Origin of the sequence: Nocardia halotolerans, from assembly GCF_042650145.1 — a bacterium.
Classification (GTDB): domain Bacteria; phylum Actinomycetota; class Actinomycetes; order Mycobacteriales; family Mycobacteriaceae; genus Nocardia; species Nocardia halotolerans.
Map to the genome: position 1 here is coordinate 153,784 of NZ_JBHSDL010000030.1, position 15,909 is coordinate 169,692.

Below are 15,909 nucleotides of genomic sequence, written 5' to 3' on the forward strand. Positions count from 1 at the left end.
CGCCTGAAGGGGGAGGCCGTTGTAGCCTCCCCCTTCAGCCGAGTTCGATCAGCGACGCCAGCTGTCGTAGTCGTCGTCCTCGCTGTTCCAGCGCGACGGCGACTCGTCTGCGTCGTGCTCGTCGGATATCGCTCCGCTCCTTCTCGGCTGAGAATAGAGCGGCGTGCTATCCGCAAGCTCGCGCTGAAGGCTCGCGAAGTCGGTCGGCGCGGAGCTGTACTTGAGCTCACGTGCGACTTTGGTCTGCTTTGCCTTAGCCCGGCCACGGCCCATGGCTGACCCCCTCGCGTCACTGCGGGGCGGCCTGGGGTTTGTTGGCGGCCCCGTTCGAATTAATACTCTTCCTGACAGACACTTTAGCGTGTGTCAGGCAGTCGCGCTCCCAGGAGTGGTCGAACACCTACCGAATGGGTGTGGTTTGCCCCTTCTTCGCCAAGACCGACCGGTCTCAGATGACGCCCGGGATCGCGCGGATCACCCCCACTCGGGTGTCACCACCGAGCACCCCGGTGGCCGCGAGATCGGTGTGCGCATCGGTCCACTCCACCCCGAGACGACGCAGAATCGCCAGCGTCAGCGGCATTCGTGCCCGGTCATGGCCGTCATCGATCTTGTACGCGAAGGCCCGGCCGTCGGGCAACGCACCCGCGTGCACGCCGTCGGCGCCGATCTTGCAGAACAGTCCGGGCGTGGTCGACATGGCCAGTAGGTCGGGCCCGTTGGTGCCCGAAATCACTCGCGGATCGGCGCGAACGGCATCGGCGATCCGGCGCGGCGCGGTGCCGGGCTCGGCCGTGGTGAAGCCGGCGAAGGCGCGCGCGAGGTTGATCAGCGAGACGGGCACGATCGGCAGGCCGCAGCCGTCGATGCCCAGATCGGTCTCCGGTTCGCCGGTGACTTCGGCGATCGTGGCCAGCACCTGTTGCTGTAGCGGGTGTTCGATCTCGAGGTACCCGGTTCGTGGCCAGTCGTTGATCACACAGGTGGCCAGCATCGCCGCGTGTTTGCCCGAACAGTTCATGTACAGCGTGCTCGGACCGGCGCCGGTGAGCGCATCGGCGCGGGCCCGGTCCGCGAAGGGCAGGTCCGGTGGGCAGGCGAGGTCGGCGGCGGTGAATCCGTAGCGGTCGAGCAGCCGCTGGACCAGGGCGATGTGGTCGGGTTCGCCGAAGTGCGAGGCGGTGGCGATGGCCAGCTCGGCGTCGTCGACCGGGTCGAAACCGCTGTGCAGCAGGGCCAGTGCCTGCATCGGTTTGTTGGTCGAACGCGGGAAGATCGGGTTGTGCACCTCGCCGAGTTCGAGCTCGGGGGCGCCGGTGGCGTCGAGCACCACCACCGAGCCGCGGTGCACACACTCGCGGAACCCGGAGCGGACCACCTCGACCAGTTCGACGCTCACGCTGTCTCCCTCCGGGTTACTCGGCGACCACTCATCCGCGGACGTCCTGGGTCCGGGACTTGGTGTGCCGGTCGATCTGGCGGTGGATCTCAGCGGAGATGGTCGGTTCCTCCACCCGCAGCCGGGCCAGCCGCGCGGGATCGGCGCCGGTGAACACGTCACGCACGGTGATGCCGTGTTCGGGCACGTGCACCACCCGCACCTCGTCGCCCGCGGCGATGCTGCCCTCGGTGAGTACCCGGAAGTAGACGCCGGTGTCGGCTTGCAGGGCGAAGCGTTTCACCCAGCGCGGTTCGCCGGTCCACTGCTGGAAGGTCGCGCACGGGACGCGGGGTGCGCTCACCTCCAGCAGGGTGTCGCCGATCGCGCAGCGCGCGCCGAGTACCGCGTCGCTGAGCGGCAGGCCGGTCACGCGCAGGTTCTCGCCGAACCAGCCCGGGGGCAGGTCGCGATCGAGTTCGGTGGCCCAGCGGCGGGCGTCCTCGGCGGCGTAGGCGTACACGGCCTGATCGCGGCCGCCGTGATAGGCGGTGTTGCACACATGGTCGCCGTCGACACCGAGTACGCCGACCGCGACGCGACCATCGACCGGGCGTTTGTCGATGGCGGTGCGGCCGATCTTGGTGCGCACCTCGAGCTCGGCGTGCACGACGCAGACGGCGTCGACACGGCCCGTGTCACCGACACGCATGAGCGGGCTCATCGACCACGCAGGCGGTCGACGGCGGCGCGGCCGGCCTGCACGCCGTCATCGGCGGGCAGCGAATCGGGATCGATGGCGGCGGCCACGGCGCCGACCACCAGTTCGGTGTCGACCGGGACCGAACGCTTCACCAGCGCGAGCGCGATCGGGCCGAGCTCGAAGTGGTCGACCACGGTGCCGAGCCGGCCCACCTTGCGGCCACCGGCGGTGACCTCGTCGCCGGTCGCGGGCCGTTCGTCGGCGGAGCCGTCCAGGTGCAGCAGCATCAGGGTGCGCGGCGGTTTGCCCAGGTTGTGCACGCGGGCCACGGTTTCCTGCCCGCGGTAGCAGCCCTTGTCCAGGTGCACGGCGCCGTGCTCGTCGACGCCACCGATCCAGCGGACCTCGTGCGGGATGGTGCGTTCGTCGGTGTCGACGCCGATCCGGGGGCGCAGGGCGGCCACCCGCAACGCTTCGAAGGCCCACATACCGGCCGGTTCGGCGCCCGCCTCGGTGAGCTTGCGCCACCAGGTGGTGAGCTCGGCGCGGGGCACGATCAGATCGAAGGAGTCGGCGCTGGGCCACGGCATCCGGCGCAGGAAGCCACCACCGGGCAGGGCGACGGCGGCGTAGGTCTCGGGCAGGGCGTCGATGCCCAGCGCGTCGACCAGCGTGGCCGCCTGCGGGCCCAGCAGGCTCAGCACGGCGTGATCGGGGGCGGGCTCGGGTTTGGCATCGGCCCAGAAGACCATCTTCTGCAGGAACGGCAGCAGCTCGGCGCCGCGGTCGGCTTCGGTGTCGAGCCAGACGGTGCCGTCGAGATCGGTGAGCACGAAGTGGTGCTGCACGCGGCCGTTGAGATCGAGGTCGAGATTCTCGGCGCTGTGCCCGTCGGGCAGCGCGGCGATGTGCTGGCTGGTGATGGTGTGCAACCAGCTCAGGCGCTCGGCGCCGGTGATCCGGGCGACGCTGCGATGGGATCGATCCACCAGCGCCACGCGCTGCGCGGCGGCTTTCTGCTCGCCGAACGGGTCACCGTAATGCCAGGCGACGGCGGCATCCGGGGAGCCGGGGATGCCCGCAACGGCACCCGGAGTGTGGAGAACAGGACTTGGGGCGACGACCACCGACACAGCACCCACTGTAGGCGCGTCTGCCGACAAGTGCAGAAGGCGGGCGGGTGCGGCGCCTTCGCCGGGGGTCGGATTCCCCGCAGGCGTAGGCATAACAGAGCGATAACGCCTACGCTCGGCACATGGGAGAACGGGTTCTTGTGACACTGGACGGCGCGGTCGCTGACGCGAACGCGCCGTCGCTTTATGCCGACGACATCGGAGCGCTGCGCGGCGACGGTGTCTTCGAGACGATATTGGTGCGCGGCGGAGTGGCCACCGCGCTGGAATTCCACCTGGCCAGGCTGCGCCGCTCGGCCCAGGCACTGGAGCTGCCGGAGCCGGGGCTGTCGAAGTGGCGCGCCGCGGTCGAGGTGGCGGTCGAGGAGTGGGGTTCGGAAGAGGAAGGGATGCTGCGCCTGATCTACAGCCGCGGCCGGGACTCGGAATTCGACGCGCCGCGCTCGGGTCCGGCCTCGCCCGACCCGGCCCCCACGGCGTACGTGCTCGTCTCCCCGGTCCCCGCCCGGGTGGCCCAGGCGCGCGCCGAGGGCGTGAAGGTGATGTCGCTGGCTCGCGGTATCTCGGTCGACCTGGCCCAGGCGGCGCCGTGGCAGCTGCTCGGCGCGAAGACGCTGTCGTACGCGACCAATATGGCCGCGCTGCGGTTCGCGCGGCGGATGGGCGCCGAGGACGTGATCTTCCACAGCACCGAACACCGGGTGCTCGAGGGGCCACGGTCGACGGTGGTGATCGCGCGCGGCAAGCAGCTCATCACCCCGCCGGCGAAGATCGGCGTGCTGCCGGGTGTCACCCAGCGTTCGCTGTTCACGGTGGCGGAGAAGAAGGGCTGGGAGTGCAAGTACCAGTCGCTGTTCACCGCCGACCTGTTCGACTGTGACAGCATCTGGCTGCTGTCGAGCATCACGTTGGCCGCGCGGGTGAATCAGCTCGACGGTGTGCGCCTGTCGGCGCCCGACAACGCCCAGGAGATCATCGACATGGTCGACCTCGGCATCGACCGGCCGGGGACCATCGGCGACTGGTGAGCCGCGCGCGGGGCACGGGTGGGCGTGCCCCTGCGGGCTTTTCGTAATTCGGCCGGAACCGGGGTGGTGGTTATCACCCTTCCGCAGGGCCTTCGCGGACGTACGATCTACTACAAGTCGTCGTAGTAGTGGGTGGAGGGTCGGATGGACACGCTGGATGTTTCCCGGTGGCAATTCGGCATCACCACCGTCTATCACTTCATCTTCGTCCCGCTGACCATCGGTCTGGCGCCGCTGATCGCCATGATGCAGACCGCCTGGGTGGTCACCGGCGACGAGAAGTGGTACCGGCTCACCAAATTCTTCGGCAAACTGTTCCTGATCAACTTCGCCATCGGCGTGGCCACCGGCATCGTGCAGGAATTCCAGTTCGGGATGAACTGGAGCGAGTACTCCCGCTTCATCGGCGACGTCTTCGGCGCACCACTGGCATTGGAAGCCCTGATCGCCTTCTTCATGGAGTCGACCTTCATCGGGCTGTGGATATTCGGCTGGACCCGGCTGCCGAAACTCGTGCACCTGGCCACGATCTGGATGGTCGCCATCGGAGTGAACGCGTCGGCCTATTTCATCATCGCCGCGAATTCGTTCATGCAGCACCCGGTCGGTGCGCGCTACAACCCCGAAACCGGGCGCGCCGAACTGGAAAGCATCTGGGCGATGCTCACCAACAACACCACCCTCGCCGCCTTCCCGCATGTGGTGGCCGGATCATTCCTCACCGCGGGCACTTTCGTCGCCGGCATCGCCGGCTGGTGGATGGTGCGCAACGCACGTAGCGGTGACGCCGCGAAAATGGCACAGGCACGCACGATCTGGCGTCCGGTGGCGCGGGCATCGCTGGTGGTGGTGGTGCTCGCCGGTATCGGGCTGGTCTTCAGCGGTGACGTGCAGGGCAAGCTGATGTTCGAGCAGCAGCCGATGAAGATGGCCTCGGCCGAATCGTTGTGTCACACCGAAACAGACCCGGAATTCTCCGTACTCACCGTCGGTACACACAACAATTGCGACGGCGTGATCCACGTCCTCGAAGTGCCCTATGTGCTGCCGTTCCTCGCCGAAGGCGCCTTCTCCGGCGTCACCCTCGAAGGTGTGGTGGACCTGCAGAAGTCCTACAACGAGCAATACGGGGTGGGCGATTACCGGCCGAATCTTTTCGTCACCTACTGGTCGTTTCGCGCCATGATCGGTTTGGCAGCCGGGTCGATGCTGCTGGTCTTCGCCGGACTGTGGGTGACGCGCCGCGGCCGGGTGCCGGACCAGCGCTGGTTCTCCTGGCTGAGCCTGCTCGCCATTCCCACGCCGTTCCTGGCCAATATCTCCGGTTGGGTGTTCACCGAGATGGGCCGCCAGCCGTGGGCGGTGGTCCCCAATCCGACCGGTGACCCGAATATCCGGATGACCGTGCAGCAGGCGGTATCCGAACACTCGCCGGGCACGGTCGTGTTCTCGCTGATCGTGTTCACACTGCTCTACGGTGTGCTTGCGGTGGTCTGGTGCTACCTGATGCGCCGCTATGTCGTTGTGGGGCCAGATGAGCCCGCACCCGTCGGCGACACAACAGATAAGCCCCGTGTCGAACAACTGTCTTTCGCGTACTAGGAGCCGGCGATGAGTTTGCAGCTGTTCTGGTTCATTCTGATCGGCGTCCTTTTCACCGGTTATTTCGTGCTGGAGGGTTTCGATTTCGGGGTCGGTATGTTGATGCCGATTCTGGGTCGGGGTTCGGATGCGCGCAGGCGGGCGGTGCTCAACACGATCGGGCCGGTGTGGGACGGCAACGAGGTGTGGTTGATCACCGCTGGTGGGGCGATGTTCGCGGCGTTTCCGGAGTGGTACGCGAGTTTGTTCTCGGGGTTCTATCTGGCGTTGTTGCTGTTGCTGGTGGCGTTGATCCTGCGGATCTGCGCGATCGAGTATCGCGCCAAGATCGACGACCCGAAGTGGCGTTTCTGGTGCGATATGGGCATCGGGATCGGTTCCTGGGTGCCGGCGCTGGCGTGGGGCTGGGTGTTCGCCAACCTGGTGCGTGGAGTGCCGTTGAACGAACGCAAACAGATCGTCGGATCGGTGCTGGATCTGCTCAGCCCGTACGCGCTGCTCGGCGGGCTGGCGACCGGCATCCTGTTCGCGCTGCACGGTGCGATCTTCGTGACACTCAAGACCGGCGGCGAGATCCGCGACGACGCCCAACGAGCCGCGCGAATGCTGCTCGCGCCCACCGTGCTGGTGGTCGGCGCCTTCGGGCTGTGGACCCAGCTCGCCTACGGCAGCGGCTGGACCTGGATCGCGCTCGGTGCGGCGGTGGCCGGGCTACTCGTCGCCGGCGGCGCCACCGCCGCCGGACGCGACGGCTGGGCCTTCGTCGGCACCGCCCTCACCGTGATCGCGGCGACAGTGCTGATCGTCGGCTCGATGTACCCGAACGTGCTGCCCTCCACCATCAGCCCCGACTTCGACCTCACCATCGACAACGCCTCGTCCTCCCCGTACACGCTGAAGGTGATGAGCTGGGCGGCCGCGTTCGCCGCACCGGTGGTGGTGCTCTATCAGGGGTGGACGTATTGGGTGTTCCGCCAGCGCATCCGGGTCGAACACATCCCGGCGCCGGTGGGATTGCCGCTGAATCGCAAGGGCTGAGCCCGGTGATGTCGGCGCCCTCACCACCGGCCGGACCCGCCCGCCGGCGCCCGCCGGTCGACCCACGCCTGTGGCGCCACGCCCGCTCGGCGCGGCCGTACCTGCTGATCGCCATCGGGCTGGCGCTGGTGATCACGGTGACGATCATCGTGATGGCGGTGGTGCTCGGACGCGTGCTCGCCGGGGTCATCACCGATCCAGCCCTGCGCGAGTTCGGCATGTGGACGACGGAATTGGTGGTCCTCGCGCTCGCCGTGGCGGTGCGCGGGATCGCGAGCTGGTGGCAGGCCCGGTTGGCGCATCGCGCGGGCAGCACCGTGGTCGCCGAACTCGAGACAGCGGTGTTGCGTGCCGGTGCGGAGCTCACACCCCGGGAACTCGACGCGCGGCGCACCGAGATCGCGGTCGTCGTCGGTAACGGGCTCAGCGGACTGCGCGGCTGGTTCACCGGCTACCTGCCCGCCCTCTTGCTGGCCTGCCTGGTGCCGCCGATCGTGCTGGTGGTCATCGCGTTCCACGACCCCACCTCGGCCCTGATCGCGGTGATCACCGTGCCCCTGATCCCGGTGTTCATGGTGCTCATCGGCCTGCTCACCCAAGGGCGCGCCGAAGCCACACTGGCCGCCACCACCCGCCTGTCCGACCAGATCCTCGACCTGTTCGCCGGCATGCCGACCCTTCGTGCGCTCGGCCGCGAGGGCGGTACGGCCCCCAGCATGGCGAATCAGGTACAAGCCCTCGGTGATTCGCTGCGGCACCGGACCATGCGGGCGCTGCGGATGGCGTTTCTCTCCTCGATGGTGCTGGAGAGCCTGGCGACCCTGAGCGTCGCGCTGATCGCGGTGACGATCGGATTGCGGCTGGTGTACGGCGAGATGAGTTTGTACGCCGGACTGGTGGCGTTGATTCTGGCGCCGGAGGTGTACTGGCCGTTGCGGCAGGTGGGGGAGAAGTTCCATGCCGCCCAGGACGGGATGGCGGCGGCGGACAAGGCGTTCGCCGTGCTGGAGCCGGCGGGCGGGACGGTGGGCGAGTCGGCGGGTGGAACAGTGGGCGAGTCGGCGGACGGAGCGGTGGGCAAGCCGGCGGGCGGGGCGGTGCGACGTGACCCTGCGCCGGCACCGATTGGTGTGGACCGACTCGAGCCGGTGGGCGGAGCGAATGCCGGTTCGGTGCGCGGAGCTCATGGATCGGGCGGTGCGGAGCTGACCGGGCCCAGCGGTGCTGACACCGAAGGCTCGCGCTCGGTTGCTCGGGCCGGTGCGGAGATCACGCTGCGCGGGCTCACCGTCGCCGCGCGGAGCGGTGCCGCGCCGGACCGGCTGACCGCCGTGCTGCGCCCCGGGGCGGTCACAGTGCTGACCGGGCCGAACGGTTGCGGGAAATCCACCACGTTGCAGGCGATTCTGGGTTTGATCGAGCCCGACGGTGGTGCCGTGCTCGTCGACGGAACCGATGTCCGCGAACTGGACTCCGAGACATGGTGGGAGCGCATCGCCTGGCTGCCGCAGCGGCCGGTCCTGGTGCCGGGCACGCTACGCGAGAATGTCGAACTGCTCGGCGCGCAGACAGCCGACGTGCTCGCCGATCTCGAAAAAGCCGGCGAGGCAACCGGATTCGACACTGTCCTCGCCGCGCTCCCGGACCGCTGGAACACCGTGGTCGGTCAAGGCGGCACCGGCTTGTCCCTCGGCCAACGCCAACGCCTCGCCCTCACCCGAGTCCTGGCCGCCCGCCGCCCGATCCTGCTCCTCGACGAACCCACCGCCCACCTGGACCCCGCCAGTGAACAACGCGTACTCACCAGCCTGCGCGAACTCGCGGCGGAAGGCGCGACCGTTGTCGTCATCGGCCACCGCCCCACCGTGCTGGCAGCGGCGGATGTGATCGTCGAGGTCGTCGCCTCCACCCCACCCTCGCCCGCCGAACCCGGGCAAGACCGGGAAGGTAGTGAGCGGATCGAAGTCGGCGGTAGTTCCCCTGCCGGATGTGCGCTCGATGGTGAGTCCGCCTCCGACGAAGGCGGTCTCGTGTCGGCCGCTGATCGTGCGCCGGAGGCGAGTGGGCCCGCACGAGGCCGGGAAGTCCGTGAGCGGGCGGAGGCCGGAGGTAGCTTCGTTGGCGGTTCTGCCCCCGAACGTGAGTCGTCCGATGAGGGCAGTTCCGCGTCGGGCGCTGATCGTGGGCCGAGGGCGGCTGGACCCGCACAGGCGCGGGAACGTAGGGAGCGGATCGAAGCCGGCGGTAGTTCCGCTGACAGAGGTGCGCTCGATGGTGAGTCGGCTTCCGATGAAGGCGGTTCCGTGTCGGGCGCTGATCGTGGGTCGCGGGCGAGTGGACCCCCACAGGGTCGAGAAGCTGGTGAGCGGGCGGAGGCCGGAGGTAGTTTCCCTGGCGGCTTGGCGCCCAGCCGTGAGTCGTCCGATGAGGGCGATTCGGTGCCGGACGTTGATTGTGAGCCGCGGGTGGGAGTGCGCAAAGGCGGGCGGCTCGGTGATGGTGTGGGACGGGGGTGGGGCGCGTGATCGCGGATCTGCGGGAGATGTGGCGGCTGCTCGCCTTGTCGCCGTGGCGGGTGCTGGTGGCGGTGGCGTGGGGCGTGGTGGCGCTGGGGAGTGGGCTCGCGTTGGCGGCGTTGGCGGCGTGGTTGATCGCGCGGGCCTGGCAGATGCCGCCGGTGCTCGATCTCAGCGTCGCGGTGGTGGCGGTGCGGGCGCTCGGGATCTCACGTGGGCTGTGCCGGTACCTGGAACGGCTCGCCACCCACGATGTGGCATTGCGCGCGATGACGACCGCGCGGACCACGGTGTATCGCGCGCTGGCCCGATCGGACATCTGGTGGTGGAGTGACCGGCGCGGATCGCAGCCCGCGGAGTCGGCGACCGGCCCGGGCGTTGGGTCAGGGGTCACGGGTCGTGCCGCCGAGGTGCGGGGAGTCGGCCAGGGCGCTGCGGATCGTGCCGGCGACACCGCTGGTGGGCGGCCGGGTTCGGCGGGGGCGTTGCGGCGTGGCGATGTGCTGGTGCGCATCGGGGCCGATATCGACGATCTCGGTGCAGTGGTGGTTCGAGCGTTCGTGCCCATTGCCGTGGCGGTGGTGCTGTCGTTGGCGGCGGTCGGGCTGATCGCGATCATCTCGGTGTCCGCCGCGGTGATTCTGGCTGTCGCGCTGGGCGTTTCCGGGGTTCTCGCGCCCTGGTTGTCGGCGGTGGCGGCCCGCGACGCGGAGCGGGCGGTGCGCCGTGACCGCGCCGACTTCACCGCGGAGTCGCTCACCGTGCTCGATCACGCGGCCGAACTGCGGGTCGCGGGACGGCTGGACGCGGCGCTCGCCGAGGCGGACAAGGCCGCCCGCCGGGCGGTCGCAGCCGAGGACTCGGCCGCCTCGCGCAGCGCCTGGGCTGCCGCGGCCACACCCCTGTCCATCGGCATCAGCACCTTCGGCGCCCTGCTCGTCGGCATCGCCGCCTACGGACCCACCGGCGGCCTCCCAGGCGGCATGAGCCCGATGGCCCTGACCATCCTCGTCCTGGTCCCGCTCTCCGCCTTCGAAGCCGTGGGTGCCCTCCCCGCCGCGGCCACCACCCTCACTACCGCCCGCGCGGCCCTCCACCGCCTCCGCACCGCATCCCCTCCTGAAGACTTACCGGAAGCTCCGGGAGAACCGGCCGGCAAGGGCACTCCCGACGGGAGAGCGGCCGTCTTCCCCAGCGCGGCACCTGCCGGGCTCATCCCGATGCCGCGGGGTCGGCGTATCGCCGTCGTCGGTCCGAGCGGTGCGGGCAAGACGACATTGCTGATGAGCTGGGCGGGACTGTTCGACACCCCGCGCGACGGTGTCACCTTCTTCGCCGAGGACGCGCACCTGTTCGGCACCTCGATCCTGGAGAACCTGCGGGTGGCGCGTGGCGACCTGACCGCCGACGGCGCCGAGGACGCCTTGCGCGCAGTCGGTCTGGGCGCCTGGCTCGACACCCTGCCGGACGGGGTGCACACCGCCTTGACCGCGGGCGCCGCCGCCGTCTCGGGCGGTCAGCGCCGCCGCCTGCTCCTCGCCCGCGCCCTCGTCGCCCCCGCCGGCACGCTGCTGCTCGACGAACCCACCGAACACCTGGACGCCGCCGAAGGCGCACAACTCCTGCGCAACCTGCTCGACCGTGACAGCGGTCTGGTCGACCCCGGTCGCACGGTCGTGGTCGTCACCCACCAGCTCCCGGTCGGCCACCGCGCGGACACCGTCGTCACGGTCGATGCCACCGGCCGGGCCGAAGCCCTCGGTGCCGCCGGCGTGCATGAGCAGTAGTCACCCGCACCGACAACGGCTTCGCACTTCTGGGCGCCGAGATCGGCGATCCGGGCCGTGTTCGCCCAGGTCAGCTCTGCGCGAAAATCAATTGCCGGCCTCGCGGCGCACCGCTAGATTCGTCGGTACACAAGAGAGGAGGTGGTCTGAAGAATGTATGTTCATCGGATGCGTGAGGTGGCTGCCCGCTAGCAGCACCCCTGTGGAAGTTCCCCAGCGGTGCGCTGAGCGAATCCCAGGCAGTTACCCGACCCCCGAGCTCCCGGCAGATCCAACCGGGACCACCACGTTCCCCGAGAACGCGGCGGTATGGCTCGGGGGTCGCTCCGTTCCGGGCGAAAACACGCTGCTCGACAGCCTGCTCGAAGGCTACGATATGAGAATGAATGCAGAGCCGCTACCTGACGAGGTAGAGCCGGTGCCGGACTGGATGCGTCCGCCTGCAGGGGGGTTCACGGTCGAGCAGTACCTCGCACTGCCAGGCTTGCCAGAGCATACCGAACTGATCGATGGGGGATTGGTTTTCGTGAGTCCGCAGGCGCAATGGCACAGCAGGGTCATTTCGCTGTTCGAGCGGGAACTCGATGAGCAAGCACCGCAAGAATTCCGGGCAATCCACGAGATGGCCGTGCGCCTGGGCAAGTATCAAATGCCCGAGCCCGACGTGGTTGTTGTGACCGCCGAGGCATACGATCGCGAACCCGCGTCGACGTACTACCGGGCAGACGATGTTCTGCTCGCGGTCGAGGCTGTCTCGCCCGAGTCAGCGGATCGGGATCGAGAAACCAAACCTCTCAAGTACGCGAAGGCGGGAATCCAGCACTACTGGCGGGTGGAGCGCCGCGACGACGACGCGATCGTCTACACCTACCAACTCGACCTCGAGACCCAGAGCTACGCGCTGGTCGGGATCTTCCACGAGCGATTGACCACGTTGGTGCCGTTCCCGATCGACCTCGACCTTACTGCGGTGTGCCGACGCAAGCGGTGAACGTCCGGCCATCGTGGTGAAGGCCGGACGGCCACGGCCGAGCTACCCGATGTAGCGCTGCAACCGCGCCGACAAACGCGGCACGAGGGCGCCGTCGGCGTCGACGCGCTCCTCGACATAGGCCAGGTCCCCGCCTTCGACGATGCCGTAGAGACGCTTGGCGCCGCCGACGACCGCGCCGGACTGGCTGCGGATCACCACGTCGGTGGCCAGCTCCCAGGACGACTGACTGCGGGCGGTGCCGTAGAAGAGTTCGATCACACCGGAGCTGTGGGTGAGCAGCAGTTCGAGCGTTTCCTCGTCGGCGTCGGTGCCGACCCGCCAGTACCCGCTTTCGCGCAGGTCGGGGCGCTCGTAATTGCCTTCGGTGTCGAGCTTCCAGGTCTGCGATTCCCAGACCAGGTAGTCGCCGCCGTCGTGAGAGACGATGACCTGCTGACCGAAGCGGTAGTCGCCGTCGGTCGGATGGTGGCCTTCGCCTTCGCCGCGCCACACACCCACCATGGGCAGCAGGGCCAGCATGGCGTGGTTCAGGTCGGGGCCTTCACGCAGGTTCGCGGTGTCTTCGGGCAGCGGAAGACCCTCGAGGACTGAAATGTTTCGGACCCCGGTTTCTTTCGCCCGTTCGGCGGCGATGTTCACCGCTTCGTCGCCGCTTCGACGCTCGGCCGCGGCGCCTTGCTCAGTACTCGCTCGCTCGGCCGGATCGGAACCTTCGCTCGCGAGCCCGCTCATGACTCGGTGAAGAGCCGGTAGAAGACGTACAGGCCGAACCAGCCGATGAGGATCGACACGGCGATGAGGAGTATCTCGAAGAAGAGGACCACGCCTGAATTCTAGCTACTGCGCGCGGCGCGCACACAAACGGCCCCGGTGGTTCCCGCACAGGAACCACCGGGGCCGTTGTGAGCTTTTACTTGGCGACCGCGACGTCCACGGAGTGGAGGCCGGCGCCTTCGGGGCGAACCTCGGCCGAACCGTTGCCCGACGCCGACAGCGCGCGCAGGGTCCACGAACCCGGCGCGGCGAAGAAGCGGAAGTCACCGGTGCCGGAAGCGACGACCTCGGCGGTGAAGTCACCGTTGCCGTCGAGCAGACGCACGAACGCGCCGCCGACGGGCTGGCCGTCGGTGCTCAGGACACGGCCGGTGATGACCGTTTCCTTCTCCACATCGACGCCGGCCGGGATGGCCTGACCCTGGGTAGGTGCTGCACACATATTGATTACGCTCCCAACTCGATAGGTGCACCGACGAGCGAACCGTATTCGGTCCAGCTGCCGTCGTAGTTCTTGACATTCTGGTGGCCGAGCAGTTCCTGGAGCACGAACCAGGTGTGCGAGGAACGCTCGCCGATGCGGCAGTAGGCGATGGTTTCCTTCTCGCCGTCCAGGCCCGCGTCCTTGTAGAGCTGGGCCAGCTCCGCGTCGGAACGGAAGGTGCCGTCCTCGTTGGCGGCCTTGCTCCACGGCACGTTGATCGCGCTCGGGATGTGGCCGGGACGCTGGCTCTGCTCCTGCGGCAGGTGCGCGGGCGCCAGGATCTTGCCGGAGAACTCGTCGGGGCTGCGCACGTCGACCAGGTTCTTGGTGCCGATGGCGGCGATGACCTCGTCGCGGAAGGCGCGGATGCTCAGGTCGGGGGCCGCGGCCTTGTACTGGGTGGCCGGGCGGTTCACGGGCGCGGTCGAGAGCGGGCGACCGTCGAGCTCCCACTTCTTGCGGCCGCCGTCGAGCAGCTTCACATCGTTGTGGCCGTACAGCTTGAAGTACCAGTAGGCGTAGGCCGCGAACCAGTTGTTGTTGCCGCCGTAGAGCACGACGGTGTCGTCGTTGCCGATGCCACGCGCGGACAGCAGATCGGAGAACTGCTCCTGGTTCACGAAGTCGCGACGAACCTGATCCTGCAGGTCGGTCTTCCAGTCCAGGCGAACGGCGCCTTCGATGTGGCCACCCTCGTAGGCGGAGGTGTCCTCGTCGACCTCGACGAAGACGACGCCGGGGGCGTTGAGGTTCTCTTCGGCCCAGTCAACGGGGACCAGGACATCGGAGCGAGCCATGTTGTTCCTTTCAGAGATGACGTGCAGGGGTCAGTGCGGTGCCGGAGCTGGTGACCGACGACAAGCGGCCGGCACCAGGCCGAGGGTGAGGTGAGTGGTTGTCATGGTGCGAACTCCTGCGCTGAGACGGATCAGGGGATCTGCGGGTCCGTCGGGGGATCGAAACGATCACTCGCGCGGCGGACGCCGGTCGGCGGCAGAAATCTCGGAAGAGAGGCCGACCGTTCAGCGGCACAGGCAGCAACAACCACCGAGGCGACACAGGTCAACTGTGCGGCGTCGGGTGAGCATCAGCTCGTGGTCGGTTTGCACGAGAAGTAGTTTACCCGGTCTGTGCGGGAAATGGGGAGGGGCCCCGGGGATCGGTCGACAACGTCACACTGTCAACGATTCGAGGGCGGTGCGCAGGTCCCCGGCTTTCGGCACGCCGGAGAAGCGGAATCTTTCCTTGCCCGCGGCGTCGAAGACGAAGGTGGTGGGCAGCGAGAGCACGTTCAGTTCGCGGGCCAGGGCGGGCTCGGCGTCGATGTCGATCTCGATGTCACGCGGGGCGTTCGGGGACTCCGACAGCTCGGCGGTGACGCCCGTGACGACCCGGCGGACCGCGTCGCAGGGACCGCAGCCCGCGGCGGAGAAGTGCAGCACGGTGGGCCCCGCGCCGGGCACTCCGGCGGCGGCGAGCAGCCGGGCGCGCTCGGCGGTCTCGGGATCGAGCGTCACCGGGCGGACGCCGCCGCGGCTGCGACGCAGATACAGCGCGACCGCGACGGCGGCCACCACGACGAGCACGACTACGACGGCTTCGATCATCGCTGCTGCAACCGGTCCAGATCGATGGTCACGCTGCGACCCTCACCCTCGACGACGATCTGTCCGCCCAGCGCCGACACCTCGGTGGGTTCGACACCGAACGGCAGTTCTTTGGTGTCGATGGTGCGGCTGAACCGTTCGAGCACCGCGGCGCGATCGGCCTCGGGGATCTCGGATTCGGTGGCGGTGGTGGAGTCGGCCTGACCGTTGTCGGTGTCGTGGTAGAAGCCGGTGGCCTGGATGCGCACCTGGTCGCCGTCCAGGAGCAGATCGGCCTGGATCTGCACCGACACCCCCTTGCTCGCGCTGCCGGCGGGGGTGACGGCGGCACCGAGGATCCGGCCGTTCGGCGCGGTCGGCAGGGTGCCGGTGAGTACCAGCGCGCCCGCGGTGGTCATACCCGACCCGCCCGAACCGCCGGTGCCGTCGGATTTGTCGGCCGGGCGGGTGTGGACCTGCAGGTCGGGGATACCGAAGATCCGGCCCAGTTCGGTGGGCTCGATGCGCATGCGGGCATCGACGCGGTCGACCTGCACGTTGCGGGCCGCGCCGTCGAGCAGCTCACCGGCCGAGGCGTGCAGACCGTTGAGGGTGGCCTCGATACCGATCTCGCCCGGGATGTCGGGGCGCATACTGCGGGCCCGGATCGCCACGTTGTCGTAGCGCCCGCTCAGCGCCTGGGCGATGAACGGGAATCCGTGGAAGGTCACTTCGGGGTCGGCCGACAATTCGGCACCGGCCCGCAACTGCCGCGACACGTGGTACTCCGAGTAGGCGGCGGCGCCGAAATCGATGACCACCGCCGAACCGGCCAGGCAGAGCAGTCCGATGATCAGCTTGCGCATGGGCCAACTGTATTGAATGG

The 15,909-nt window shown here is 68.5% G+C and carries 14 protein-coding genes and 1 pseudogene; 6 read left to right on the forward strand and 9 right to left on the reverse strand.

The annotated features are described in order from the left end of the window. Positions 1-48: 48 nt before the first annotated feature. From ACFO5K_RS24125 to ygfZ, 4 genes are all read right to left on the reverse strand, one after another. Positions 49-273, reverse strand: a complete 225-nt coding sequence (locus tag ACFO5K_RS24125) for a DUF3073 domain-containing protein (protein WP_378567407.1) — start codon at positions 271-273, stop codon at positions 49-51. A gap of 175 nt (positions 274-448) precedes the next feature. Continuing rightward, the gene (locus ACFO5K_RS24130; RefSeq protein ID WP_378567409.1) at positions 449-1,399 is read right to left on the reverse strand and encodes an asparaginase; all 951 of its coding nucleotides are present in this window, start codon (positions 1,397-1,399) and stop codon (positions 449-451) included. A gap of 31 nt (positions 1,400-1,430) precedes the next feature. Then, the gene (locus ACFO5K_RS24135) at positions 1,431-2,090 is read right to left on the reverse strand and encodes an MOSC domain-containing protein (RefSeq protein WP_378567412.1); all 660 of its coding nucleotides are present in this window, start codon (positions 2,088-2,090) and stop codon (positions 1,431-1,433) included. A gap of 8 nt (positions 2,091-2,098) precedes the next feature. Continuing rightward, positions 2,099-3,214, reverse strand: coding sequence for a CAF17-like 4Fe-4S cluster assembly/insertion protein YgfZ (ygfZ, locus tag ACFO5K_RS24140; protein ID WP_378567415.1), 1,116 nt, complete (start codon positions 3,212-3,214; stop codon positions 2,099-2,101). Between the two features lie 122 nt (positions 3,215-3,336). Here ygfZ and ACFO5K_RS24145 point away from each other — a divergent pair, with 122 nt between their 5' ends. The 6 genes and pseudogenes from ACFO5K_RS24145 to ACFO5K_RS24170 all read left to right on the forward strand — a co-directional run bounded on the left by ACFO5K_RS24145 (position 3,337) and on the right by ACFO5K_RS24170 (position 12,176). Then, complete coding sequence (locus ACFO5K_RS24145) at positions 3,337-4,242, forward strand: aminodeoxychorismate lyase (RefSeq protein WP_378567418.1); 906 nt, start codon at positions 3,337-3,339, stop codon at positions 4,240-4,242. Positions 4,243-4,386: 144 nt separating this feature from the next. Next, a complete protein-coding gene (locus tag ACFO5K_RS24150; protein WP_378567421.1) occupies positions 4,387-5,844 on the forward strand; it encodes a cytochrome ubiquinol oxidase subunit I in 1,458 nt (485 codons plus the stop codon). A gap of 9 nt (positions 5,845-5,853) precedes the next feature. Next, positions 5,854-6,882: a cytochrome d ubiquinol oxidase subunit II gene (gene cydB, locus ACFO5K_RS24155; RefSeq protein ID WP_378567424.1), complete on the forward strand. Its 1,029-nt coding sequence runs from the start codon at positions 5,854-5,856 to the stop codon at positions 6,880-6,882. Positions 6,883-6,890: 8 nt separating this feature from the next. Beyond that, a pseudogene (locus ACFO5K_RS24160) lies at positions 6,891-8,786 on the forward strand (ABC transporter ATP-binding protein/permease); the annotation flags it as partial. Between the two features lie 638 nt (positions 8,787-9,424). Next, the gene (gene cydC / locus ACFO5K_RS24165; protein WP_378568301.1) at positions 9,425-11,185 is read left to right on the forward strand and encodes a thiol reductant ABC exporter subunit CydC; all 1,761 of its coding nucleotides are present in this window, start codon (positions 9,425-9,427) and stop codon (positions 11,183-11,185) included. A gap of 382 nt (positions 11,186-11,567) precedes the next feature. Further along, positions 11,568-12,176, forward strand: coding sequence for a Uma2 family endonuclease (locus ACFO5K_RS24170; protein ID WP_378567427.1), 609 nt, complete (start codon positions 11,568-11,570; stop codon positions 12,174-12,176). Positions 12,177-12,218: 42 nt separating this feature from the next. Here ACFO5K_RS24170 and ACFO5K_RS24175 read toward each other — a convergent pair whose 3' ends face one another. The 5 genes from ACFO5K_RS24175 to ACFO5K_RS24195 form a co-directional block, all read right to left on the reverse strand. Then, complete coding sequence (locus tag ACFO5K_RS24175) at positions 12,219-12,911, reverse strand: FABP family protein (protein ID WP_378567430.1); 693 nt, start codon at positions 12,909-12,911, stop codon at positions 12,219-12,221. Between the two features lie 178 nt (positions 12,912-13,089). After that, positions 13,090-13,395, reverse strand: coding sequence for a DUF1416 domain-containing protein (locus ACFO5K_RS24180; RefSeq protein ID WP_378567433.1), 306 nt, complete (start codon positions 13,393-13,395; stop codon positions 13,090-13,092). A 5-nt stretch (positions 13,396-13,400) separates the two neighbouring features. Then, complete coding sequence (locus ACFO5K_RS24185) at positions 13,401-14,234, reverse strand: sulfurtransferase (protein WP_378567436.1); 834 nt, start codon at positions 14,232-14,234, stop codon at positions 13,401-13,403. A 375-nt stretch (positions 14,235-14,609) separates the two neighbouring features. After that, complete coding sequence (locus ACFO5K_RS24190; RefSeq protein WP_378567439.1) at positions 14,610-15,044, reverse strand: thioredoxin family protein; 435 nt, start codon at positions 15,042-15,044, stop codon at positions 14,610-14,612. Beyond that, on the reverse strand, positions 15,041-15,889 hold the full coding sequence (locus ACFO5K_RS24195; RefSeq protein WP_378567442.1) for an LmeA family phospholipid-binding protein: 849 nt from the start codon (positions 15,887-15,889) through the stop codon (positions 15,041-15,043). The genes ACFO5K_RS24190 and ACFO5K_RS24195 overlap by 4 nt, the downstream gene beginning before the upstream one ends. Positions 15,890-15,909: the final 20 nt, after the last annotated feature.

Excerpts from the sequence above, each read along its gene's own strand:
- ACFO5K_RS24145 (WP_378567418.1), top strand. The coding sequence starts at position 3,337 with ATGGGAGAACGGGTTCTTGTGACACTGGACGGCGCGGTCGCTGACGCG.
- ACFO5K_RS24175 (WP_378567430.1), bottom strand. The coding sequence starts at position 12,911 with ATGAGCGGGCTCGCGAGCGAAGGTTCCGATCCGGCCGAGCGAGCGAGT.
- ACFO5K_RS24195 (WP_378567442.1), bottom strand. The coding sequence starts at position 15,889 with ATGCGCAAGCTGATCATCGGACTGCTCTGCCTGGCCGGTTCGGCGGTG.
- ACFO5K_RS24180 (WP_378567433.1), bottom strand. The coding sequence starts at position 13,395 with ATGTGTGCAGCACCTACCCAGGGTCAGGCCATCCCGGCCGGCGTCGAT.
- ACFO5K_RS24125 (WP_378567407.1), bottom strand. The coding sequence starts at position 273 with ATGGGCCGTGGCCGGGCTAAGGCAAAGCAGACCAAAGTCGCACGTGAG.
- ACFO5K_RS24190 (WP_378567439.1), bottom strand. The coding sequence starts at position 15,044 with ATGATCGAAGCCGTCGTAGTCGTGCTCGTCGTGGTGGCCGCCGTCGCG.
- cydC (WP_378568301.1), top strand. The coding sequence starts at position 9,425 with ATGTGGCGGCTGCTCGCCTTGTCGCCGTGGCGGGTGCTGGTGGCGGTG.
- ACFO5K_RS24185 (WP_378567436.1), bottom strand. The coding sequence starts at position 14,234 with ATGGCTCGCTCCGATGTCCTGGTCCCCGTTGACTGGGCCGAAGAGAAC.
- ACFO5K_RS24135 (WP_378567412.1), bottom strand. The coding sequence starts at position 2,090 with ATGCGTGTCGGTGACACGGGCCGTGTCGACGCCGTCTGCGTCGTGCAC.
- ACFO5K_RS24150 (WP_378567421.1), top strand. The coding sequence starts at position 4,387 with ATGGACACGCTGGATGTTTCCCGGTGGCAATTCGGCATCACCACCGTC.
- cydB (WP_378567424.1), top strand. The coding sequence starts at position 5,854 with ATGAGTTTGCAGCTGTTCTGGTTCATTCTGATCGGCGTCCTTTTCACC.
- ACFO5K_RS24170 (WP_378567427.1), top strand. The coding sequence starts at position 11,568 with ATGAATGCAGAGCCGCTACCTGACGAGGTAGAGCCGGTGCCGGACTGG.